The organism is Bacillus sp. AFS098217 (assembly GCF_002551815.1).
Classification (GTDB): domain Bacteria; phylum Bacillota; class Bacilli; order Bacillales; family Bacillaceae_G; genus Bacillus_A.
The window spans coordinates 19,576-43,011 of sequence record NZ_NVPR01000020.1 but is presented as its reverse complement, the minus strand read 5'-3'; the positions used below and the strand labels follow the sequence as shown (position 1 = coordinate 43,011).

General features: G+C 34.0%; 20 protein-coding genes and 3 pseudogenes. 16 read left to right on the top strand and 7 right to left on the bottom strand.

The window, feature by feature from the left end:
- The first annotated feature begins 75 nt into the window (after positions 1–75).
- The 12 genes and pseudogenes from COO03_RS05415 to COO03_RS05365 all read left to right on the top strand — a co-directional run bounded on the left by COO03_RS05415 (position 76) and on the right by COO03_RS05365 (position 12,963).
- Complete coding sequence (locus COO03_RS05415) at positions 76–819, top strand: sulfite exporter TauE/SafE family protein (RefSeq protein WP_097895767.1); 744 nt, start codon at positions 76–78, stop codon at positions 817–819.
- Positions 820–1,006: 187 nt separating this feature from the next.
- Positions 1,007–1,936 (top strand): AAA family ATPase, encoded by a 930-nt coding sequence (locus COO03_RS05410; RefSeq protein WP_097895766.1) that lies wholly within the window; start codon positions 1,007–1,009, stop codon positions 1,934–1,936.
- A complete protein-coding gene (locus tag COO03_RS05405) occupies positions 1,933–3,030 on the top strand; it encodes a DUF58 domain-containing protein (RefSeq protein ID WP_097895764.1) in 1,098 nt (365 codons plus the stop codon). The genes COO03_RS05410 and COO03_RS05405 overlap by 4 nt, the downstream gene beginning before the upstream one ends.
- A 12-nt stretch (positions 3,031–3,042) precedes the next feature.
- Positions 3,043–3,804 carry a hypothetical protein gene (locus tag COO03_RS05400; RefSeq protein WP_097895763.1) on the top strand — a complete coding sequence of 254 codons (762 nt, stop codon included), beginning with the start codon at positions 3,043–3,045 and terminating at the stop codon, positions 3,802–3,804.
- A gap of 154 nt (positions 3,805–3,958) precedes the next feature.
- The gene (gene aiiA / locus COO03_RS05395) at positions 3,959–4,711 is read left to right on the top strand and encodes a quorum-quenching N-acyl homoserine lactonase AiiA (protein WP_097895761.1); all 753 of its coding nucleotides are present in this window, start codon (positions 3,959–3,961) and stop codon (positions 4,709–4,711) included.
- Between the two features lie 101 nt (positions 4,712–4,812).
- On the top strand, positions 4,813–5,184 hold the full coding sequence (locus tag COO03_RS05390; protein WP_097895759.1) for a hypothetical protein: 372 nt from the start codon (positions 4,813–4,815) through the stop codon (positions 5,182–5,184).
- Positions 5,185–5,685: 501 nt separating this feature from the next.
- The gene (gene pdxR / locus COO03_RS05385; protein ID WP_097895757.1) at positions 5,686–7,128 is read left to right on the top strand and encodes a MocR-like pyridoxine biosynthesis transcription factor PdxR; all 1,443 of its coding nucleotides are present in this window, start codon (positions 5,686–5,688) and stop codon (positions 7,126–7,128) included.
- Between the two features lie 11 nt (positions 7,129–7,139).
- Positions 7,140–8,054, top strand: coding sequence for a D-alanine--D-alanine ligase (locus COO03_RS05380; RefSeq protein WP_097895755.1), 915 nt, complete (start codon positions 7,140–7,142; stop codon positions 8,052–8,054).
- 421 nt (positions 8,055–8,475) lie between these two features.
- Positions 8,476–9,849: a UDP-N-acetylmuramoyl-tripeptide--D-alanyl-D-alanine ligase gene (locus COO03_RS05375; protein WP_097895754.1), complete on the top strand. Its 1,374-nt coding sequence runs from the start codon at positions 8,476–8,478 to the stop codon at positions 9,847–9,849.
- Between the two features lie 382 nt (positions 9,850–10,231).
- Positions 10,232–11,452: an aspartate aminotransferase family protein gene (locus COO03_RS05370; RefSeq protein ID WP_097895753.1), complete on the top strand. Its 1,221-nt coding sequence runs from the start codon at positions 10,232–10,234 to the stop codon at positions 11,450–11,452.
- A gap of 97 nt (positions 11,453–11,549) precedes the next feature.
- Positions 11,550–11,627: pseudogene (locus COO03_RS26315) on the top strand (DNA-binding response regulator); the annotation flags it as partial.
- A gap of 133 nt (positions 11,628–11,760) precedes the next feature.
- Positions 11,761–12,963 carry an L-lactate MFS transporter gene (locus tag COO03_RS05365; protein ID WP_097895751.1) on the top strand — a complete coding sequence of 401 codons (1,203 nt, stop codon included), beginning with the start codon at positions 11,761–11,763 and terminating at the stop codon, positions 12,961–12,963.
- 86 nt (positions 12,964–13,049) lie between these two features.
- On the opposite strand, the pseudogene COO03_RS05360 reads toward COO03_RS05365, so the two are convergent.
- A pseudogene (locus COO03_RS05360) lies at positions 13,050–13,474 on the bottom strand (IS66 family transposase); the annotation flags it as partial.
- Positions 13,475–13,889: 415 nt separating this feature from the next.
- On the opposite strand from COO03_RS05360, the gene COO03_RS05355 reads away from it, so the two are divergent.
- Complete coding sequence (locus tag COO03_RS05355; RefSeq protein WP_097895750.1) at positions 13,890–14,279, top strand: cupredoxin domain-containing protein; 390 nt, start codon at positions 13,890–13,892, stop codon at positions 14,277–14,279.
- A 374-nt stretch (positions 14,280–14,653) separates the two neighbouring features.
- On the opposite strand, the gene COO03_RS05350 is transcribed toward COO03_RS05355, so the two are convergent.
- Positions 14,654–15,805: an ArsR/SmtB family transcription factor gene (locus COO03_RS05350; protein ID WP_097895748.1), complete on the bottom strand. Its 1,152-nt coding sequence runs from the start codon at positions 15,803–15,805 to the stop codon at positions 14,654–14,656.
- 126 nt (positions 15,806–15,931) lie between these two features.
- On the opposite strand from COO03_RS05350, the gene COO03_RS05345 reads away from it, so the two are divergent.
- On the top strand, positions 15,932–16,432 hold the full coding sequence (locus COO03_RS05345; protein ID WP_097895746.1) for a GNAT family N-acetyltransferase: 501 nt from the start codon (positions 15,932–15,934) through the stop codon (positions 16,430–16,432).
- A 37-nt stretch (positions 16,433–16,469) separates the two neighbouring features.
- Entirely contained in the window at positions 16,470–17,702 is a 1,233-nt protein-coding gene (locus COO03_RS05340) for an MFS transporter (protein ID WP_097895744.1), read from the top strand.
- 37 nt (positions 17,703–17,739) lie between these two features.
- Here the strand turns inward: COO03_RS05340 and COO03_RS05335 are convergent, their stop codons facing one another.
- Complete coding sequence (locus COO03_RS05335; RefSeq protein WP_097895741.1) at positions 17,740–18,204, bottom strand: DMT family transporter; 465 nt, start codon at positions 18,202–18,204, stop codon at positions 17,740–17,742.
- A 14-nt stretch (positions 18,205–18,218) separates the two neighbouring features.
- Positions 18,219–18,641 (bottom strand): DMT family transporter, encoded by a 423-nt coding sequence (locus COO03_RS05330; protein WP_097895739.1) that lies wholly within the window; start codon positions 18,639–18,641, stop codon positions 18,219–18,221.
- A 128-nt stretch (positions 18,642–18,769) separates the two neighbouring features.
- Between COO03_RS05330 and yeiL the strand changes: the two genes are divergently transcribed.
- On the top strand, positions 18,770–19,471 hold the full coding sequence (gene yeiL / locus COO03_RS05325; RefSeq protein ID WP_097895738.1) for a transcriptional regulator YeiL: 702 nt from the start codon (positions 18,770–18,772) through the stop codon (positions 19,469–19,471).
- A 680-nt stretch (positions 19,472–20,151) separates the two neighbouring features.
- On the opposite strand, the gene COO03_RS05320 is transcribed toward yeiL, so the two are convergent.
- The 3 genes and pseudogenes from COO03_RS05320 to COO03_RS05310 all read right to left on the bottom strand — a co-directional run bounded on the left by COO03_RS05320 (position 20,152) and on the right by COO03_RS05310 (position 22,982).
- Positions 20,152–21,204, bottom strand: a complete 1,053-nt coding sequence (locus COO03_RS05320; protein WP_097895735.1) for a phosphatidylinositol-specific phospholipase C — start codon at positions 21,202–21,204, stop codon at positions 20,152–20,154.
- Between the two features lie 525 nt (positions 21,205–21,729).
- Entirely contained in the window at positions 21,730–21,888 is a 159-nt protein-coding gene (locus tag COO03_RS05315; RefSeq protein ID WP_097895733.1) for a general stress protein, read from the bottom strand.
- Positions 21,888–22,982: pseudogene (locus COO03_RS05310) on the bottom strand (response regulator aspartate phosphatase). Before COO03_RS05310 ends, COO03_RS05315 begins: the two are co-directional and overlap by 1 nt.
- Positions 22,983–23,436 lie beyond the last annotated feature (454 nt).

Here is a 23,436-nt window from a genome sequence, read left to right as displayed (position 1 = left end):
ATGCGATTTTTATGCAGTGGCTTTAAATATGGTAAAATTTACATGGGGTTGACTTTTGGGATGAGGGGGATTGTCTTGGACACACTGTTTTTCACTCTACTAGTAATAGGAATTGTATCTGCCTTTATAGGAACGTTAGCAGGAGGTGGAGGATTAATCACTTTACCGGCTATGATGCTTGTAGGCGTACCTATCCAGATTGGAATTGCAACTAATAAGTTTTCATCAGGAATCGCTGCACTGACAAGCATATTTTACTTATTAAAAAATAAGCATCTAAGTGTAAAAATAATAATCGTGAATGTCTGTATTGCTATTATTGGGGGAATGAGTGGCGCACTTATTACCTCACATGTAACAGAACAAACAATGAATATTATGGCCTTAATCTTATTGATATTTGCTTTAATTATTACATTGAAAAATAAGCAATGGGTATCTTCTGTTGAGGGGAAAGCTAAAGATACAACAATTGTAAGTAATGCCATGCCGTTCTTTATAGCTGCTTATGATGGAGGATTTGGTCCCGGATCTTCAACATTTGGAATTCTACATTACATGAATCAAAAAAACACGTATATGAAAGCAGTTCAACTGACAAGAGTTTTGATTTTTGGTAGTTGTTGTGGAGCATTTATCATATTTTATCAAACAGGATTTGTCCAATGGAATTACGCAATTGCAATGGCAATCGGATCAGCAATTGGTTCCCAAATTGGATTAATTGCATTACCTAAAATTCCATTAAAGATTGCTAAAAAATTATTAATTACCATCATTTTTTTGCTAATAGGACAAGTAGCATTTAAGATGATTTGACTACCGAGAACACAGATTATGTGTTCAGTTATTACGTGAAGAAAGAAATAGAAAGTTTATCTAGAATGAAAAGGTCCATCAATTAGATGGGCTTTTTTTATTTCTAGTTTATGGAAGATGATGTGTGCTAAAATGGTATAAAATATCAGAATAATCAAAAAACAAAAAAGAAAGGTGAATGCGGTGTATGTCTATATTAGAAAAAATTAAAGAAAATGTTTCTAAAGTTATTGTAGGCAAGGAAGAGGTAATTGATTTAGCGATGATTGCGCTAGTTGCAAATGGACACGTTTTATTAGAAGACGTACCAGGAACAGGGAAAACAACGCTTGCTAAAACACTTGCCAAAAGTATTGCTGGAGCCTTTCAACGTATCCAGTTTACATCTGATACGTTGCCTGGTGATGTAGTAGGATTAGAGTATTTTGATATGAAAGAGAGTAATTTTAAAACAAGGAAGGGGCCTATTTTTGCAAATCTTGTTTTAGCAGATGAAATTAACCGGGCTGTTCCAAGGACACAATCAGCCTTGTTAGAGGTAATGGAGGAACGAACGGTAACGATTGCAGGAGTAACGCATGTATTACCAAATCCATTTATTGTGTTAGCTACACAAAATCCGTTAGAATCAGCAGGAACATTTGCACTTCCAGATGCGCAGTTAGATCGATTTCTATTAACAATTCGGCAAGGGTATCCAGATCGTACATGTGAAAAAGAAATGCTAAAACGATTTAAAGAAAACAATCCATTTAACGATTTACAAAGTGTTGTATCTCTTTCTGACATATTGGAGTTGCAGGAACAATCTAAAAGAATCCATATACACGATGAGGTGGAAGAGTACTTGCTCGATATTGTGGAAGCGACGCGAAAGCATGATCTAGTGGAAATTGGAGTTAGTCCACGAGGATCGTTAGCTTTTATGAGAGCGGCACAAGCAAGAGCTTTATTAAAAGGTAGAGAATATGTAACTCCTGATGATTTGAAAGCTTTAGCATCCCCAGTTTGTGCCCATCGATTAACTTTAACCATTGAAGGGGATATGAAAACAACAAAAGTAGATGTACTGCAAGGGGTCTTAGAAAAAATCGCAGTTCCAGTGGAAAGTGTATGAACGAAATCATAAAAAAGAAAAGTCTGTTGTTGGAGCCTTTCTTTATAGGGGGGATTGGAGTTCTTTGTCTTATACTCGTAGTATTTACAAATCAATTTTTAATCGTGGCTGCCTTTTTGTTTTATTTGTTGCTAGTAGGATTTATATATATGTATATGAAAGCAGTCATGAGAGTGAGACGGGAGATTTCTCAAAATCAAAAGAGATTATTTATGAAAGAAACAGGAGAGTGTGTAGTGCAAATTATAAATGAGGCACGCTTCCCGATTTTTAAAGCAGCTTTTCAGTTTCGCTCTGATGAACAAATAGAGTGGGAAACGAATCAGAAGATGCAACGTTCTCATCATTCTTATCAAATTCCTATTCAAATAGAAGGAAGAGATATGATAACAATTATGTTAGAGGGGAATTCGAATGAAAGAGGGCAGCAAGGTTGGCAAACTGCGGAACTTATGATATCAGATCCATTCGGTCTTCTGACTTATTATTTGCCTATTGAACGAAAGAAACTTCCTGAATTTCATATTCTTCCGCAAATGTCTAAAGTAACGATACCGGAAATGACAACATGGAAACATGGATTTCGCAGAGCCGCTGTTTCTCCATTATATGATGAAACAAAAATAGTAGGTGTGAAAGAGTATGAAGGAGAACCATTTCGCTCCATTCATTGGGGAGCTACTGCGAAAACAGGAGTTATTAGTGCAAAAAAGTATGAATATACACAAGGAGACCGGTATGCACTGTATGTAAATATATTAGGCAAAACGGGATATACGCTTCGTACAGATATGGAATATTTAATTCAAGTAGCTGCCGGTGTATGCCGAGAGTTAATTTCACAAGATTCCTCTTTTGAACTATGGATTAATGGGGTACGTGAACAAGGTGTCATTCATTTAAGGGGAGGAAAGCACCGAAAACAACTCTATAAAGCAATGGATCTTTTGTCTTCGTTAACAGAAAAAGATACACCACTTAATGCACATTTTTTCTATCAAACAGGCTTTCGAAGACAAGAAGCAGGTTGTATCCCATTAATTATTGGACATCCACCTGAAAAACAAAAAGGATGGATACAAATTGTAAAGTAAAGGAAGGGGAGTATGAAGAAATATAAATGGGGATCACGCGTTATATTTTGTCTCATAGCTATTAGTGCGTGCTTTGTATTAGCGATTGGAATAACAAAAGGCGCTTTTTTCGCGAAGGAAAAGGTACTAGATTCTTCTAATCCAAAGGGAAACCAAGGTGAACTACTCTTATCTAAAGGAGGGAAGAGCATTGAAAAAGGAAGGGCGGGACTTTGGAGGAAAGGGGAGGAGAAGGATTCAGGATCAGGAGTTGAAATAGAGGATACAATTGATTTTGATAAAGATGGATATTATGAGAAGGGGAAATTTAAACGAATACCCCGAGATAATAAGTTGCAAAATGATGGCGAAGAGTTTACAGGGATTAACACCGGAAATATCTTCATACAAATTGGTATTCTTTTTTTAATTATTTTAATCTTGTTTTTCATCTTTCGTCGTATACAAAATAAGAAACAACCGCTTCATAATATACGTTCTAAGCAAAAAGAAATACAAAAAATTAAGGGAGAGGAAGAACAAGAGAATCGAGATAGCTTAATACTTCCAGTAGAAGAAGTGCGAGCAATGCTAATCAAATGGGAATTGACATTACCGAAGTTTGAAAAGAGAAGATTACAAGAGACGGTTCAACAATGGTTTTCTCGTATCCACAAAAGTAATGATATTATTCCTATCTATGAAAAAGTAAGATATGGGGAAGGAACTGCTTCAAATGAAGAATTACAGATTATGCGGAGATGGGTAAAGGAAAATGCAAACAAGGGTTTATAATGTTCAATTTAGAGTAGGGCTATATCATTTTATAGGGTATTTGTGAACAGTGAATTTATGGTGAAATAAAAAGAATTAGAAGGAGAAAGTCTCTTATTAGCGGAAGTGTTACTGTATTTATTTCCAAAAATCACTATGTGAAGGTGGATATAGAATGACCGTTAAAAAACTTTACTTTTTACCAGCTGGCCGCTGCATGTTGGATCATTCTTCTGTTAATAGTATGCTTGCCCCTGGTAAACTTCTGAACTTACCAGTATGGTGCTATCTTTTGGAAACAACAGAAGGTCCTATTTTGATAGATACTGGAATGCCGGAAATCGCTGTAGATAATGAAGATCTTTTTAAGGGAACATTTGCTGAAGGACAGATTCTTCCTAAAATGAAGCCGGGTGATAGAATTGTAAATATTTTAAAACGAGTAGGCTATGCGCCAGAAGAGCTTCTTTGTGTTATTAGTTCTCATTTGCATTTTGACCATGCTGGTGGGAATGGAAGCTTCAGCCATACACCAATTATTGTGCAACGAACTGAACATGATGCTGCTTTACATAGAGAAGAATATTTAAAGGAATGCATATTACCAGGTTTGAACTATCAAATGATTGAGGGAGATTATGAAGTAATGCCAGGTGTTCAGTTGCTCTATACGCCGGGACATTCCCCAGGGCATCAATCAGTATTCGTTAAAACGGAAAAATCAGGCTCTGTTTTGCTAACAATTGATGCATCTTACACACAAGAAAACTTTGAGCAGGGTGTTCCATTCGCAGGATTCGATTCAGAAATGGCCTCACAATCTATCAAACGATTAAAGGAAATTGCTTTAGATGAAAAACCAATTGTTTTCTTTGGACATGATATGGAACAAGAAAAAATTTGTAAAACATTCCCTGAGTATTTATAGTGTACTTATTTTGTAGGAATAAAAAAAATATAACTACACCTTTTTTTATATTGATTTATGGAGATATGATATCCTAATAAAATCTAAAAAAGGTGGAAGGTATGAAAAAAATCATAATGCTGTTTAGTGTAATGATATGTTTTTGGTCGTTAAGTGGGTGTGATTGCACCTATTCATATGTTGGAGAAAGTGAACATTGGAAAGGCAAGTATATAATTTCACAAGCAGATACTAGTGAATCTGGAGAAGGCGCAATTATTTACAAGGGAAAAGATAGAGAAAAAATCAATGACGTAAAATGGAGAGTTGAAGATAATAGTAGTAAACAAGAGGGAGCGGGATTTATTGATAGGGGGACGATTCAATTAAAATCGTCATGTTCAGGTTGTGCAGTGCATGATAAGAAAGAAATGTTTCTTGTCACAATTGAATGGGATGGAAAGAAAGAGAGCTTTGAAATGAGATACAAGTAGTTGGGATTGTTAGACTAAATGAAAAAAGAGTGGTTTAAAAAATGAGCCGTGGAATAAAAAACTTAGCATGGGGAATAGAAAAGAATAAAAAACGACTTACATACTAAATGATTTTAAGGTGCAAGTCGTTTTTTTATTGGATTTGTAAAAAAGAACCTTAAATTTTGGTGGATGGAAAAATTTAAGGTTCTTTTCTTAGTTAGTGAGAGTATTTGTTTTGATTTGAGAGGAAGAAGAGAAAAAGATTTCTCTCTTGCATTTATAAATAACTTGTTTTGCATTCTGTAATCATGAATTACAGAATCAATTTTATAATTTTAAATTTTGTAAGATTGTAGGTTAATGAAAATAGGTGTAGATGTAAAATAAAGTCATGCTGTTTGTAAAAAAGCTGTATGAATGGTGTTTTAAACCATACCACTAGTTAAAGAAAATACATATATGGTGGACCTTTTGAGATAGATATAATTATGTGAAAATGATAGTAAGGAGGGCGAGGAAGTGTTTAATGATTTTAAGTTTGTAGACAATCGTCCGGTTTATATCCAATTAAAGGATTATTTGAAAAAAATGATTATGAAAGGCCAACTATTGGAGCATCAGAAGCTCCCATCTACCCGAGAATTAAGTAAATTATTATCGGTTAGTAGAACGACCGTTCTCACTACTTACGCAGATTTAGAACAAGAAGGCCTAATCTATGCAATAAAGGGAAAAGGAAATTTTGTAGGGAAAGTCGATGCAACCAAATCACCATCTATCGAACTAAACTGGCAAGGAATGCTGAATGAAGTTACCTTGCAAGCGGATGAATTAGATTTAATGAAGCACGGTGTTCGTTGGGAAAAAGGTATGATTTCATTCAATAGCATTGCCCCAGATGAAAAACTTTTTGATGTCGAAAATTTTAAAAGGGCTTTTTTGACGAGGTTATCCAATGAAGGAGATATCATTTTGAACTACGGATATGCCAAAGGTTACAGACCCCTAATTCATTACCTTCTTCATTATATGGAAATGAAAGGGGTAGACATTTCCAACAAAGATATCCTCATCACGAATGGCTTCACTGAGGGTCTGGATATTTTATTGTCTTCCTTAGCTAAAAAATCCGGGCGTATTATTTGTGAAAATCCTACCCATCATACTGCATTAAAGCTTTTTCGATTACATGGATATGAAATCCACGGGATGGAGATGAAGGATGATGGTATCGATATTTGTCAAGTTGAGAAAAGTTTGTCCGAAACAGATTTTGATTTTGCATATTTAATTCCGTCTTACCATAACCCTACTGGGATTGTCACCTCTTCTGAAAAAAGGTCTAAAATTATGAAACTTTTTTCAAAATATCAAGTTCCAATTGTAGAGGATGGATTTAATGAGGAATTACGTTATTCAGGTTCACATTTGGCGCCGTTATTGACCTTTTCCGGATCCGGGAACAATGTTATCTATATTAGCAGTTTTTCAAAAGTTCTTTTTCCGGGCTTACGTGTTGGATGGATTTTAGCGGATAAGAAATTAATCCACTACTTGGAAAGTATGAAAAGGGCACGTAATATTCATACGTCCACATTGGATCAGGCAGTGCTTTATCAGTATTTACATGATGGCTATTTCGAAAAATATTTAAAAAAGGCCAAGTCAATTTATAAGAAAAAATATGAACTAGCACTTCATTCTTGTAATCAATACATTCCATTTAAAAGAATGACTGGAGATGGCGGACTCCATCTTTTTATAGAGTTAGAAGAAGGAATACATTCACGTATACTTTTGAAAAAATGTTATCAAAAGGGAGTTGTTTTTTCTCCTGGAGATGTCTTTTACACGGATGGAAGGGGAAGTAATACGTTTCGATTAGGATTCTCTCGGTTAACGGAAGAAGATATTCTCACTGGAATTAAGATAATTGGTGATACTTTAAAAAATGAAAATTAGGAGTTGGAAAAATGAGAGTTGGCGTTATTATGGGAGGAGTGTCCTCCGAAAAACAAGTGTCCCTCATGACAGGGGAAGAAATGATTGCGCATTTGGATAAGAGTAAGTACGAAATAGTGCCTATTAAACTAAATGATAAAAAAGAGCTTGTTGAAAAGGGAAGAAATCTTGATATTGCATTGTTAGCACTTCATGGAGAATATGGGGAGGACGGTACGATTCAAGGTACACTGGAAACCCTTGGCGTCCCATATACCGGAAGTGGCATGCTATCAAGCAGTATTTGTATGGATAAAAATGTATCGAAAAAAATGATTCGTTATGAGGGCATTCAAACACCAGATTGGATTCATCTTTCAAGTATGGAAGAGCTTCAGCTTGATGAAATAGATAAAATGGGGTATCCGTTAGTGGTAAAACCAAATTCAGGTGGTTCCAGTGTAGGGGTAAAGATCGTATACGATAAGGATTCTTTACTTTCCTCTCTTGAAGAGGTATTCAAATGGGATTCTGAACTAGTAATTGAAAAATATATAAAGGGCGAAGAAATTACATGTTCTATTTTGGACGGAAACCTTTTACCAATCATTTCGATTCAACATACGGCTGAATTTTTTGATTATCATGCGAAATACGATGATATCGCTACGATTGAAGAGGTTGTAGAACTTCCGGCTACAACACATGAACGTGTCGCTGAAGCTGCAATGACCTGCTATAAATCATTAAAATGTAGTGTTTATGCTAGGGTAGATATGATTATAAAAGATGGAATCCCGTATGTTATGGAAGTGAATACATTGCCGGGGATGACCCAAAATAGCTTATTGCCTAAAAGCGCCCATGCGGCGGGAATATCCTATAACAAGCTATTGGATATAATTATTGAAACTTCCTTACAGGTTAGAAGGAGCGAAGGTTTCTAATAGCGTTACAGGTTAGAAGGAGCGAAGGTTTCTAATAGCGTTAAAATGTAGTATTGAAATTTGGTTAAAAATCTTATTATTACGATAAAATAAATACCGTTTCTAGTTATTCAGTTCATTCGAGCCTATATGAATATACACAGCACATGATAGTCGTATGAGCAAAAAATATCCCGCGTTCTTCTATTATTTCACAGTTAATATAATTAAACCAGATTAGTAATGTTGCCGTAGATGTTCCAGTAGAAAAATGTTTTAGACTGAACTTCGTTAATTTAATTGGATTTCTCTGTTCGTGTTGGCTTAATTTAATAATAAAGATTTAGGCTGAGAGTAGTTTTCATTTCGTAAAAGAGTATTTATTGAAATAAAAGTAGTAGATTAGATAATAAAAAATACTCATAGATGGAGAGTGCCAATTTTGATTCAAAGAAGGTTACTTGAAATAGAGCAAATGGTAATCGGAGAAGGTTTACAGACTAAATATCATAATTATCTTATTAAAGGGGTTTCTATTAGTTCAAAAACGATAAGACCTGGAAATTTATTTATCCCAATTGTTAGGTTAAAGAATGGACATGATTATGTGGAAGAGGCTATACAGCAAGGTGCTATTGCTTCTCTTTGGGAGAAATCTCAGCCAAATCCACCTAAAGGTATTCCATTAATTTTTGTAGATGATACGTTGATAGCTTTGCAACAATTGGCACGTTCTTACAGAAATCAACTGTCTGTTCATGTAATTGGTGTTACAGGAAGTAACGGAAAGACAACAACAAAGGATTTGATTAACTCTGTACTCGGTACAACTTACAAGGTTCATAAAACAAAAGGAAATCTGAATAGCCAAATCGGTTTACCGTTAACAATCCTAGAAATTGAAGAGGATTGTGAAATCGTAGTATTAGAAATGGGGATGAGTGAACGTGGACAAATCCAACGTTTGTCAGAAATTGCTCAGCCCAATTTAGCTGTTATCACGATGATTGGACAATCGCACATACTAACATTAGGTTCAAGAGAAGCAATAGCAGATGCAAAGTTGGAAATAGTAATGAACTTAAAGGAACAAGGTCTACTTATCTACAATGGGGATGAACCACTTTTAAAAGAAAAAATTCACGCATTGCCCAACGAGAATCAAATTAAATTTATTAGAATTGGTGAATCTTCTTCAAATGACATTTATCCTGTGTCTATGAAAGAACATTCAACAGGGATTGATTTTACATTAAACGATGAAGTAACTTATTTCATACCTCTCCACGGAAAACATAATGTTTACAACGCTATTATTGCTATAAAAGTCGGTCAGCAATTCAATTTAGATCAACAAAGCATTCAACAAGGATTAAAACAAGTGGAATTAACAGAAATGCGTTTTCAAATGTTAAAAGGAAAATTAGGAACTACGGTTATTAATGACGCTTGGAATGCTAGCCCTTCTTCTGTTAAGGCAGCAATAGAAACATTTGAACAACTTGTAGGATATGAGAAGAAAATTATTGTGTTAGGCGACATGTTGGAGTTAGGTCAAGAAGAAGAAAATTATCACCGGAATATTGGTCAAATATTAAATCCTAATACAATAGATTATATTTTTACAATTGGAGAACGCGCAAAAATGATTGCACAAGAAGCAAAATTTAGATATACAAAAGGAACCGTAAAAGCATTTCTTACAAAAGAAGAAGCTATTACAGAAATTCTCTCTGTATGTAATCCGGAAGATGCAGTCTTAGTAAAAGGATCAAGAGGAATGACATTAGAAGAAGTAGTCCGAAAATTAATATGACAATTTAATCTTAATAAATTATCGCCGTTAAGGGAAGTAAGAAGAACAAGAGGTGTTCTTTTTATGAAAGCACCTCAGTAATATACAATTATTATACTTTTTTCTATAGTCTAAACTATTTTTTAAATAAAATAATAGAAGAATCGTATCAAGGTAAGCATTTGCAACTAGTATTTATGTTTACACTTTACTATGAATAAATACTAATAAATTATAATTGAAAATATATAAAACTATTGAAAGGTAGTAAACAAAAATTCTATGCTCATATATTTTTTCTAACATGTAAATCGGATGACGGTGTAGTCAATTCAGCAGTTGTACCGAATTTTTGTGTTGGAAAATGTAAAGACACTATGATTACACCTAGGAGGAATCATGCATGACTGATTGGTTTCAATTAGATAAAGAATATGTAATGTCTGCGTACCACCGCATGCCGGTTGCTATAGAAAAGGGCGAAGGCTGTAAGCTTTATGATGTGAATGGTAAAGAATATCTTGATTTATTCTCTGGTGTAGGAGTGAATATATTAGGCTACAATCATCCTAATATTATAAAAGCTACCTTTGAACAAGTTAAAAGATGCTTACATCTTCCTTTTCATTTTTTAAACCCAGTTGCTATTGAATACGCAAAAAAATTAGTCGATTATTCTTTAAAGGATGGGAAAGTTTTTTACACAAACTCTGGTGCGGAGGCTACCGAGGCAACCTTAAAACTAATCCACAAGTACAGACATATAACAAATCAAAAACGTGATGGAGTGATTGTACTCAAAGAAAGTTTTCATGGACGTACATTAGGTGCTCTTCACTTTACAAGACAAGAAAGTGTGTATCAGAATTTCCCTCGTATGTCTATTCCTGTATATGAAGTGGAACGAGAGAATTTAGAGGAACTTGAAAGAACTATACTCAAAGAAAATCCGATTGCTATTATGGTAGAGCCAGTATTAGGAAGTGGTGGGATATACCCTTTGTCGGGTAGATATTTAAAAGGTGTTGAAGAGCTTTGTAGACAGTATAATATGTTATTTATTGTTGACGAGGTGCAAAGTGGTATAGGGAGAACTGGAAAATTGTTCGCTTATCAACATTTTGATATTACACCTGATATTATTCAATTTGGTAAAGGAGCGGGAGGCAGTACACCCTTAGGAGGAATAATAGTAGGTTCCCGACTTTATGATATATTCTCACCAGGTGATCATGGAACAACATTCGCACATTCACCAATCGGTACGGCTTTAGGTTTAGCTGTATTAAAAACATTAATTGATGATGGTTTAATGCAAAAGTCTTATGAAATGTCCTTATATTTAAATGAAAAACTTCAAAAAATTCAGGAGGAAAACCCTTCTTTTATTAGAGAAGTACGTCATTGTGGGATGATGTTTGGAATTAGTATTCATGATACGAATAAAAACGTACAAAAACTACAGTTGGAATTACTGAATAAGGGTATGCTTGTGGACGTTACAAATGGCAATACGATTCGTTTACTACCCCCTTATATTATTACAAAAGCAGAAATCGATGAATTCATTAATCAGTTTCTTTCTTGTATCCCCAAATCAGTCGCCTTGACAAGCGTGTTGTAATATATGTTTATTCTTTTTGCTATTTACTATTGTGGCGTTAACATAAAGTCGTACTGTTATACCCTTTAGCTATTATTATAGTTAAAGGGTATTTATAATTTTTATGAAAGAGGATTCAAAAGTACCTGTAAGCCGTACTTATGCAAAAGAATTAAAGAAGCTGCTTCGTATTTAACGAGCAGCTTTTTGCATTTCATCCTTCTTTTTCTGTAACTGATTCCATATATTTGACGCTCTGTGTTGTAAGTGCTTACGGAATCGGTTACATCCTATACAATGAAGCTATCAAATCGAAAGAGGTGGATGGTATGAAAAAATCATCTATTAATCCGTGGCTTGTTGTCCTTGGTACAGTCATTGTACAAATGGGACTTGGAACGATATATACATGGAGCTTATTCAATCAGCCTTTAGTGAGCAAATACGGCTGGGGTCTTAACGCTGTTGCTATAACCTTCTCAATTACTAGCTTTTCTTTAGCATTTTCAACTTTGTTTGCAGGTAAATTACAAGAGAAATTGGGACTTCGTAAACTCATTATGGTATCCGGATTAGCCTTAGGAATTGGCTTGATGCTTAGTTCGCAAGTTTCTTCATTATTAATGCTTTATGTATTAGCAGGAGTTGTTGTAGGTTACGCAGATGGTACAGCCTATATTACTTCACTATCCAATTTACTAAAGTGGTTTCCAGAGCGTAAAGGTTTAATTGCTGGTATATCTGTCTCCGCATATGGTACGGGTAGCCTAATTTTTAAATACATTAATGCAAAGTTCATTGATTCAGTTGGTGTATCACAAGCGTTTTTATATTGGGGCTTAATTGTTACAGTTATGATAGTGATAGGCGCTTGTCTTATCCATCAAGCCGCTGAACAAGATACAGTTCATGAAACAAAAAGTCGTGATTATACAACAAGAGAAATGCTAGGTACAAAACAAGTTTATCTGTTATTTATCATGCTATTTACATCATGTATGAGTGGCTTATACTTAATTGGTATGGTAAAGGATATTGGTGTTCAACTCGTAGGGCTTAGCGCAGCAACAGCAGCTAATGCTGTCGCTATAGTTGCAATCTTTAATACGATTGGCCGAATCATTTTGGGGCCGTTGTCAGATAAAATCGGCCGTTTAAAAATTGTTACTGCAACGTTTGTCGTTATAGCTACGTCTGTCTTTGTTCTTAGTTTTGTGGATTTAAATTATGGCATTTATTTAGCCTGTGTAGCAAGTGTTGCTTTTTGTTTTGGTGGAAATATCACTATTTTCCCAGCCATTGTTGGTGATTTCTTCGGTCTAAAAAATCATAGTAAAAACTACGGGGTCGTGTATCAAGGCTTTGGTTTTGGAGCACTCGCAGGTTCCTTTATCGGTGTAATTCTAGGTGGATTTAAACCAACTTTTATGGTGATTGGCGTATTGTGTGTCGTGTCATTTATTATCGCTATTTTCATTCAATCACCTAATCAGCAAAAAGAAAAACAAGAAAATTATCGCAGCGTAGCGTGATTTAAATTTTTATTACATTCTAAAAGTAAACGTAAAGTAACTCCAAAATATAAAAGTTGATTTTGGAGTTACTTTTTTGTTTACTTCACTTTTTTCCCCTTCTGTGAATCAGGTAAAGACTTTAAGGCTTCATTAAACTTCCGTCTGGCATGTGCCCAACATCCCACAAGGGTAACATCTGGTACTTGATGATAACCACTATATCCATCTACTTGTAAATACCCTTGAAAACTAGCTAAAAAACGTTTCGGATGTTTCCCTGCTCTTGTAGGTTGATAGTCATAGAGAACGATAGGGATGTCCTCTCGTCCTGTACGGTATAACCACAGATAGGACTTGGTTGTTGCTGCCCAGGTTCGCGTAAGATTTGGAAGGTTGTTTCGTCTGCATGAAGGATGGTTCGAGTAAGTAGATGCTCATGCATCCTTTCATACAAAGCCACTAACCGACAATCGGCCCCATATAATAACCAATTTCCTATCGTTTGTCGTGATAAGAAGATTCCCATTCTTTCTTTAATAGGTGTCTTTTCATAAAAAAATCTTCACATGTAGTATGTAAGGAGATTATCTCATGAGTTATTTACAAATAGTAGGTGGGGAATTTTACAATAAAGTCGTTTGAAAAATAATAAAGTTGTTAAAAAAATGCGGGTCATTCTATTCAACAATCGGACCAGATTAGTGAATATTAACTTGAAGATGATGAAAATATTTTGTTTGAATGTGAAGTATAACACATAAACGAATGGTGCAGGTTAATTGAAGAAGAATGGATTCTAGGAGATCGCCATTAGAGTCGATCTTTTTTCTTTGTCACTGTTTCAGATAAAAGAGTTACTATTTGAAGCACGTTGGAACTCTATTTATAGTGATACTATTTTATGAATTGGAAAACAATAGTGCTTAGGAAAGGAAGGATTGCGAATGTCTGTGAAAAAGTGGTTAACTGGATTTGTCGTTTTGCTTGTGATGATTGTGGTTGTGACAACTCCAGGCTCACTCAGTGTATTTGCCGAATCCGGCGTCGTAACACAGCCCATTGAGTCAGTGAAAATGATTGAGGTCGAGTTGAACGATGATTACTTTAATCCGAATGTCATCACTATTCCGATTGGAAGAACGACAAAGTTGATATTGAAAAACCAAGGTAAGAAAGAGCACACCTTCACAGTGAAAAAGCTCGGAATTGACGCCGAAGTCCAGCCGGGAAAAGAAAAAACCATTACCGTGAAACCTAATGAGCCCGGTACATATGAACTGATATGTCGGTACCATTTCCAGAAAGGGATGGATGGAAAAGTAATAGTCAAATAACAAGCAGGGCCAATCGGGCGCTATTGTTGAATAAAACTTAGATTTTTAAACGACTTTATTGTTATATTTTTTGTGTAGTGAAGTATCCTACATCAGGATTAAACAAGCAAATGAGTTTTGATTAAACTTTTTATAAAAACTAACTTCATAACAAAGTTTAACCCTCGTATTTTGATCAACCTTTTTTCAAAATGCGAGGGTTTCTTTTATTATAAAATCAACGTTTGCAGCACCATTTTAATCAAACTTTGTTCCAAACCAACGACACTGCTGTTGCAGTGTCATTTTGTACTTTTATGAGATTTTAATCAAACTTTGTTCCAAACCAACACCTCTCTTTTACCATTAAATATGAGATTGTCGAACGTTTTTGATTAACGTCTTATATGATTTAAAAAAGTAATTGTTTTTTCAACCGTAATTTTATTAATAGAATAATACTTCGTTTTACCTTCTTTTCTCACATGAATAAGATCACCACCTTCTAACACGGCTAAGTGTCGAGATACAGTGCTTTGGTGTAATTCAGTCTCATTGATAATTTCTTGAGCGAATAATTCTTGTTTATTAGCAAGTGTCATTAATATCGTTAAACGTACTTGATCACCTAAAGCTGTAACAGCAGGGATGATTTCATCAATATTCAAGAGAGTATTGGTTTCTTCATTTTGTAGTTTAGTTGTTAATTTTGGTTCAAACAAAATATATAGTATCTCATCTATTTTAAAAATAGATAAAAAGTTTCCCATATGTAATGTTGGAATAAAAGTAATGTTTTTAGAAGAACGAATTGTTTCAACCCATGTATTGTTAGGATATAGTCCAGTTATCAAAAAAACAATTTCATCATTTGTTTTACATGTATGGGTAGAAATAGATTGTAATTTCGTAATTTCCTGGTACAAAGTATTCGAATAATTGAGCCATACAGGTTTAAATGCAGCTTTCCAAAAGTCTTTTAATAGGATAATGATTTTTATTTTCACTTCATTTGAATCTAGAAAAAAAGATATTTTTTCTTCAGTAGGTGTAATGCCCCAACTTTCTAAAACCGCAGCTAAAGCAATTCTTCTTGTAGGTGTATTAGATAAACTTTCTTCATCAAATTGAATACGATTTAATAGTTGATCTATTTTCTTGTCATTAGGTAAGTTAGCATAGTAATAATTTATATTTTCAATAATTGCATATGTAATTAACTCTTCGATTTCTTCGTTAGACAGGCTTTCCCACCAAGAAATGAAAGGTTCCCATTCTAAGTGTGTAGAATCCGTTAAATCTAATTTTTTTAAAATAAATTCCCTGAGTATTGCACCATGAGCGAGCACGGAGCGTAAAGAGAGTAAAATCTCATGGAATGCTTGTGATAGCTTGGGTACAGTTTCTGTGATCCAGGGAGAAGCCATGGTATTATTGCTTTTTTGGTAATCAACTAACAATATATTTGTAGCAATATTTACTCCGATAGATTGTATAATGTCAATATTTGCTTTTGGGTACGTTGTTGTAAGAAATTCTTTTTTCATAGAAACCTCCTAAAAATAAATATTTCATATTTACATATTCGATATTTGAATGTTAATATAATTTTATGACAATTCAGAATTATTATCAATTAAAAATGTTATTTATAAATTTAGGGAGATGAAAAAATGATTCGAATTCAAAAAGCTTTGGTTTGTCATGTGGAAGGGATTTCTAAAGTGTGCTCAGATGGTTGGCGTGATACATATGTTGATTTAAGAGAAAAAGAGTATATAAATGCGGTTATTGAGGAGTTCTATCAATTTGAACGAATTTATAATGAAGTTACCCTGTCAATTAAAGGGTGGGATGGCTGGTATGTTGCTTTAGAGAATGGGGAAGTAGTTGGTGCTGGCGGAGGTGGTATGACAAGTGAAGAAGTAGGAGAGCTTTTTGTGCTGTATTTAAATCCTAGTAGAAGAGGAGAAGGTATTGGAACAATGCTTTTAAATGCAATTACAGAAAGACAAATTGAACAAGGTGCAACAGAACAGTGGGTTTCTGTAATGCAAGGGAATCAAAAAGGAATTCCTTTTTACGAAGCAAGAGGTTTTGTACAACAAAGTAAAGCAACAGCGTTTGAAAATGAAAAAGATTTGAAAATTCGCTATCGCAGAGATCTTTCATAAATTTATTCCGAAATAAAATATGAAAGAGGAGAGCATATTGTATAAAGCCATCTTGAAAAATAAAAATGTAATGTATTACTTACTGGGAGGAGGGGTTTCTAGCTTAGGCGATATATTAACTGGATTAGCTTTTGTTTTTCTTGCTTATGATTTAACTGGATCAGAATTATATACAACAGGAATGGTAATTGCGACAACGATTCCTTATCTTTTGCTTGGACTAGTGGGCGGTGTTATAGCCGATTGGGTGCAGAAAAAGAAATTGCTAATTATGATTGATATAATTCGTATTCCGCTCATTCTTTCTCTTGTTTTCAGCTATTACTTCGATGTTTTAACCTACACGTATATGATCATCATAAGCTTTTTTATTCAATGTTGCGGTTGTTTTTTTAATCCGGCATACCGAGCGCTGTTACCAATTATAACTCCTACAGAACAACGAAATATGACGAATAGTTTATATGATTCAGTAACGAGGGGGATTACTGTACTTAGCCCATTTCTCTCCATATTATTAATGAAGACAGTCGGTGTTATTCACTTTTTTACTATTGATGCGATTACATATTTCATAAGTGCTCTTTTTCTTATCCAAATGAATGTAACAGAAGACGTGATGGCTACAAAAAGAAAACATGTAAAGGAAGTATTTCTCTCATTACGTGAATTTTGGCTTTGGATGAAATCTAATAGACAAATTACATTTTTATTTCTTCTTACATTTACAATGGTCTTTATGAATACATGGATTTGGAAAGTCGGATTATTATTATCTTTGGAGGAGTTCACAAAAGAGAGTAAAGAGATTTATAGCGTCATTCAAGGGTTCTTTGGATACGTAGTAATCGTTACAAATATGATTATCCCTTTCATATGGAAAAACTTGAATTTAACTATTTATACAATCGCGTCTATCATTTGGGGTATTGGAATATTTATACTTGGATTTACATTTAACATTCCATTTTACTTTGTTGGAGTATTTATAGTCGGAATTGGCCTACCGTTAGCAGGGCTAACAAGAGTATACATATTACAAAAACTCGTTCCAAAAGATATGTTAGGGCGAGGGTTCAGTTTTAATGCGGTTTTGCTTTATTTAGCGGATACAATATCTCTTTTTGTATTTGGAATTCTGTCTATATTTATTTCTATAAATTTTATCTTTATCATTTGTGGAATCGGAATGATTATTATGTCTATTGTATTGAAATTCCTTGTCTTTAGAAGGAAATCTATTAAAGAAGAGATAAACTTGATGTGTTGAACCTGAAGGTATTCCTTTTATATTTTTGGGCATGCTGTTAGAGTTGTACCTTACTATTTTTTATGGGCTCATATGTTTTATCGACCAATAAATTATAAGTGAGTCCAAGTAATACTAAAAACCCACCGATTATTTTACCGATAGATACATCGTTTGATGTAAAGAAATCAATTACTACTCCCATAAATAATTGCCCTACAAAAATCAACAATGTTAAATAGAAAGAAGATATTTTAGGAGTAATATAGTTTGATAATACAATTACAATAACACCGACTAAACCGCCTAAATAGGCTGCGAACGGTATAGATTGTAATGTAGTACTGGATACATGAAGAGATTCGCTACTAAAAAGTAAAAATATAAAAGAAAAAAATAGTCCCGTAATATAGTTGAAAAACGTTCCTTGGAAAATTCCAATCTTTGCTGCTAAGTTAGCATTAATAATTCTTGCAATTACAATAGAAACCCCAGCTAAAATAGCGATACAAATATATAGCATCATTTCACCCTCCATTAAAAAATAGTCATTACAACGATTCCAGAAGAAATCAGAAGTAATCCAATCATTTTTTTCTTTTCAAATTTTACAACCTTCATCCCTAATAGACCGAAATGATCGATAATAATAGATGATACAGATTGCCCAAGTAAACTTAAAGCGATTGTGATAGAGACGCCAAGTGCTGAGAAGCTTATATTACTAAACAGTACGGTAAACACTCCGATAGCTCCTGCGCTATAAAGGTAAAGAGGTATTCCTTGCTGCATACGAAGTTTGGATTTGCTAACAAGTAATACAATAACAATGGCAAATAATCCAACGAGATGAATCATTACACTAGACATATAATTCCCTGTAATTTCAGATAAGATGCCATTTAAAGGAATCATAATGGCGATGAAAGCACCTATAATAATTGAGAGTAAATTATACAATTCCGTTTCCCCCTTACAAATTTACATGTAATGTATCATGATTAAATCGTGAGTTACTATGACATATGTCATAGTGAAAAGAAGAAATTTTCTTTATAATGAAAAAGAGTTACAGAGGTGGGGGATCTATGAAGAAAATAAGCAATTCTCATAAGTTAGATGATTATGTAAGACAGAATCATATTGAATCATTTTTTAGTAATGACATGAAATCCTATATGGAACTATTACTCTTTAAAAAGAATGAACATATTTGTAAGGAGAATGAAGATATTCACTATTTATATTTCTTTGTTGAAGGTAAAGCAAAGGCATATAGCACATTAAGTAACGGGAAATCCGTATTATTATGTTTTTATGATGGATTGCAAATATTAGGAGATGTAGAGTTAATTCACTCTCAAAAAACAACATCAAACGTACAAGTGATGGCAGATTCTTATTGTATTGGTCTACCTTTAGAAAAGGTGAGAGAGCAATTGATTCGTGATGCAACCTTTTTAAGATGTATTTGTAGTTCTTTGGCTCAGAAATTAAATAGACTTTCCAAAAATAGCACAATTAATTTACTGTATCCTCTTGAGAATAGACTAGCAAGTTACATTCTTGCGACCGGGGAAAGGGTTACTCATTATGAACAAAGGATTATATTTAATGGAAATTTAACTGAGACATCGGAATTATTAGGAACAAGCTATAGGCACTTACTGCGAACATTAAATACGCTTTGTGACAAAAGTGTAATAAAAAAGAATAATGGGTGTTTTGAAGTGACGAATATGGGATTATTAAAGGAATTTGCAGCGGATATTTATAAGGTAAATTTTTAGTGGATAGAGCTTCCTGCATACAAAGATGAATTGCCTGTTTTGCATGAAATGGAATCATAATTACTGCATGTAAATTATGTGGTAAATTTAAACGCACTTCCAATTATTTATATATAGGGGTCACCATACATGCCCATCAACTTAAGAATATCAACTACCCCCAAGTGTAAAAAAACGTTATTGGATGTTTTTTTCACTCCTCCGAAAAGGGGGAGTACCTGCTCCCCTGTCACCAACCCTATTTATCAGTTCAATAGGTTGTATCTGGAAATAAAAGTAAGACTATGACCTATTTTTACACGTTATCTTAACTCGAAAATAGAAAACCTTTGTCTATCAATGGTTTATTCATTGTAGCCATATAAACAACGTATTCGTCTTGACAATGAGCCTCGCAGCATCAGATTCTAACCTCTTTGCCCGACACCTGAAAAATGATCGATTTACCTAACAATGTTATCTGATGCCTTCTCATTGTAAAGACATCGTTACGCTGAATACGTTGTTTACAGAGTTAAGATATCATGTCTACAGTGTAACATTTAGGAAGGTTTTCTTTACTTTGTATACCATGAATAGCATGTTTGTAACTAGTTAAGATAATACACGTATCTCGGCCATACCCCTAATTGATTTCTCTAGTAGATTCTGACTTGTGAAATGTGATCGTGATGATTTTTTTAGTTTATTTTCTTATTACAATTAATTACATTCTCAATTAAACCTTTACCAGGAAAATCAGCAGCAATAATTCCTGTATATGCTGGTTTGTTATTCGCTATATAATCAGTTGTTAAAACGTTTGTTCCTTCAAACGAAATGGTACAAATTCCTAAAAAACAACCTGTTCTAGGAAAGTCTGGATATGAACTATTCCAACCAGGAGTAGTAAGGCCGGTAGCAAGGCGAGGTGCAGATGTTCCAGGGCTGCTATGTCCACTTGCTACAAAGTATGGGAATGAACCACCGCTACCGCTTAAATAATTTATAGATTTATATTCATCCCTCCATTGATAATGCTGACTTGCATCTTTCAAGTGTTCTTTTACAGATTCCCATTTCGCATATAGATCCCAGTTTGTAGACAGAGAATATTTATCTTGTTTATAAAATTCGTAAGCATAACTAATACCAATATTCGATCCACCAACATCGCGAAGAATAACAATTTTACCTCTCATTTCTTTGAGTTTTGGATTAGTTATTGTGCCGTCTTGACTATCCCAAAAGAATCCAGGGTATTGATCCATATATCTGCGAAGTGTGTTATTAAATACATCATTCGATTCGGAACTATATTCTTGTTTCACTCGCATTAAAATCGTTTCACTTGGGTTTTCTTTTAAGAATGTAGTAACCTCGTTTAGTACGTCATCAAACATTGCATTCAAATAATAAGGACCATGATGAATTGCAAAAGCTCCATCTGTATATTTACAACGAATGTCTAAAAAACGGATTCCAGAATTTAATTGCGCTTTTAATGACATAGATTGTGTATGGACGATATCGGCTGGAGCGCTCCATGAAGTACTATAAGCCATGGAATCGTGTGTACCTGGAATTGATAATTGACTTAATTTCGTATTACCGTTAATGCTTTTCATCCAATTTGGGTTTTCATATCCTATTGTAGAATCATGAGAATAACCAGGGTGTTCATGAGCAAATGCTGACGAAGAAAAAGTGAACATAAACAGTAAAACAATCATGCAACTAAAGATTTTTTTCAAGTTACTTTCCTCCTTGTGTAGTAGTAAAAGTTTTGTGATAGAATGTCTAGTTGATCCAGAGCGCTGGAGAAGCATAGAAATATCGTTCAATTTTATTTCTCTGTTTATTTAGGATACATAAAGACTTGTGGAATTGATTTCTGGAAATAAACGATTTCTAATTCTCTACCGGATCTGCTGCTGCTAAATTTTGTTACATTTTTCACAATCTTAATTGTATAGTGGAAAAGTATTAATTGCAATATATAAATAAAATGATAAAATATGCAATTATGTATATTGAAGAAAAGTCATGTGGGGGTCACCTTACATGCCCATAAACTTAAGGGCATTAACTATCCCAAGTTGTAAAAAAACGTTATTCTTTTTGTATATTTCTACAAAAAGAATAACGTTTTTTTCGTTTTATGGATACATTTTTTTAGCTTGATAGCAATGGGGCGGTACCCCTTATTGAGTTTTAAAAAAGGGCGCTCTATTGAGGGAGTGCCCTTTTCGTAATTCATGATATAGAATCTCTTTATATTACCAGGAGTCACCGTGACTGGATTGCATGTACATGATTGTACTAGATTTAGTCGAATCAATATGTTCTTTGGATTCTGATTGTGAAGGGAATGCTAATCCTATAGATAAAGCAGCTGAAAGTGATAAACCTAAAATTGTTCCAAATAGTTTTTTCATTATTTTAACGCTCCCTTTTCGAAAGTTTTTTCTTTAGCTTGAAGGCTCATATAAAAGTATTTACTAGCTTTTACAGTGTCGTTTTCTTCGTAAAACTTGATTGCTAATTTTTCAGCGTATTCTTGGGTGTAATTATATAGTTGTTGCCTATCGAAAAATGAGATAGCTTCCAAAGATAATTCTTCGAGAATAGCAGCTGGAACACCTTTGTTCATATAATCTAAAAGCTTGAAGTGATATAGGTATTCTTTGTTATCTAATTGCTCACAAATCGCTAATCCTCGTTCTATTAACTCGTCCGAATGCTTAACTTCGTCGAGTTTGAAACGTTCTCTAGCTTCAAGGAAAAGGGCTTTGAAATGACCAGGAATATTAGTTGTTACTTCGGTTAAGTGCCGAATCGCTGAAGCGGATAAGTTTTGGCTGCTATATAAAAAACCTAAATTATTTCGGACTCTTAATATTAGGGAATCCTCATTGTTTTTACGTAAAATATCTATTGCAGAATTGAATTTTTCTTCAGCTACAGGGAATTGTCTTATGTCTATACATGCTAAACCGTATAAGTTCTCGCAAGCGGCTACATTATTTTCATAACCATTATGTTTGGAGAAAATTTATTTAGCTTTCGTCACGTGCTGAATCGCTAATAGGGGTTGGTAGGTATGAAGATAAAAGTTAGCGAAACGATAGTTAAACTCGGCTATTTCAAGATCATCATGAACATGCTGTAATAGTGCATCGGCTTTTTCGTAGTGTTCCCAGGCTTCATTGTTATTTGAAATGAGTGCTGTGTGAATCCCTTTGAAAAAGTGGTAATAATAAGATAAGAGTTCATTTTTTGGTATGTCCAGTTCATCGATTGCTTGGAAACTGGTTGGTGTGATGCTTAAATGATCAATCAAAACATTAAAGCGGAAAGTAAGAAGTGAGTAATGGAATAGTAAGTTTGGATCTTCATTAATGCTTTTACTGTACTTATCGATCTCGTTTTTTAAGTTTTTTGCTTCCTTAGTGTGCTGGGCGCGAATTTCTTGATACCAGTTATTTAAAAGATGTGTAATCTTATCGCTTGTTTTCAGTTGATTTACCATAATTCTCCCCGCTTTCTGGTATATTTTATTTGGATATGGTTATGTATATATTAGCAAGAAATGAAGTGCGGTAAAGTATTTGGCGGAAATAAAAAATGTTTTTCAACAATTTTCTGATAATTATAAAGAGAGATATAAAAAAGGAATCCAATTGGATTCCTTGTATAAATAATTTGTTCGGTTTCATTTAAATAAAATTTTTAGTGCATTTAGCAATGTCAGTAGAATATAAAGTCATAATTACAACGACTATATACATGGCTAATAGAGATTTGGTGTTTTTTTGTTCTTTTACTTGATCCTTGTTCAGAGACATTAAGTTTTGAATATCTTAATTCCATTATCATTACTGCAGTAATGATAAAATCTATAGCAGATAACTTTATTATGTATACTCAAGATGCAAAAGAACACTTAAAATTTGTGCAATTTCCCCCTTAAAGAGACAAACTAA

Excerpts from the sequence above, each read along its gene's own strand:
- COO03_RS05380 (WP_097895755.1), top strand. The coding sequence starts at position 7,140 with ATGAGAGTTGGCGTTATTATGGGAGGAGTGTCCTCCGAAAAACAAGTG.
- COO03_RS05405 (WP_097895764.1), top strand. The coding sequence starts at position 1,933 with ATGAACGAAATCATAAAAAAGAAAAGTCTGTTGTTGGAGCCTTTCTTT.
- COO03_RS05400 (WP_097895763.1), top strand. The coding sequence starts at position 3,043 with ATGAAGAAATATAAATGGGGATCACGCGTTATATTTTGTCTCATAGCT.
- COO03_RS05390 (WP_097895759.1), top strand. The coding sequence starts at position 4,813 with ATGAAAAAAATCATAATGCTGTTTAGTGTAATGATATGTTTTTGGTCG.
- COO03_RS05350 (WP_097895748.1), bottom strand. The coding sequence starts at position 15,805 with ATGAAAAAAGAATTTCTTACAACAACGTACCCAAAAGCAAATATTGAC.
- COO03_RS05355 (WP_097895750.1), top strand. The coding sequence starts at position 13,890 with ATGTCTGTGAAAAAGTGGTTAACTGGATTTGTCGTTTTGCTTGTGATG.
- COO03_RS05365 (WP_097895751.1), top strand. The coding sequence starts at position 11,761 with ATGAAAAAATCATCTATTAATCCGTGGCTTGTTGTCCTTGGTACAGTC.
- COO03_RS05370 (WP_097895753.1), top strand. The coding sequence starts at position 10,232 with ATGACTGATTGGTTTCAATTAGATAAAGAATATGTAATGTCTGCGTAC.
- COO03_RS05345 (WP_097895746.1), top strand. The coding sequence starts at position 15,932 with ATGATTCGAATTCAAAAAGCTTTGGTTTGTCATGTGGAAGGGATTTCT.
- aiiA (WP_097895761.1), top strand. The coding sequence starts at position 3,959 with ATGACCGTTAAAAAACTTTACTTTTTACCAGCTGGCCGCTGCATGTTG.
- yeiL (WP_097895738.1), top strand. The coding sequence starts at position 18,770 with ATGAAGAAAATAAGCAATTCTCATAAGTTAGATGATTATGTAAGACAG.
- COO03_RS05410 (WP_097895766.1), top strand. The coding sequence starts at position 1,007 with ATGTCTATATTAGAAAAAATTAAAGAAAATGTTTCTAAAGTTATTGTA.
- COO03_RS05335 (WP_097895741.1), bottom strand. The coding sequence starts at position 18,204 with ATGCTATATATTTGTATCGCTATTTTAGCTGGGGTTTCTATTGTAATT.
- COO03_RS05315 (WP_097895733.1), bottom strand. The coding sequence starts at position 21,888 with ATGAAAAAACTATTTGGAACAATTTTAGGTTTATCACTTTCAGCTGCT.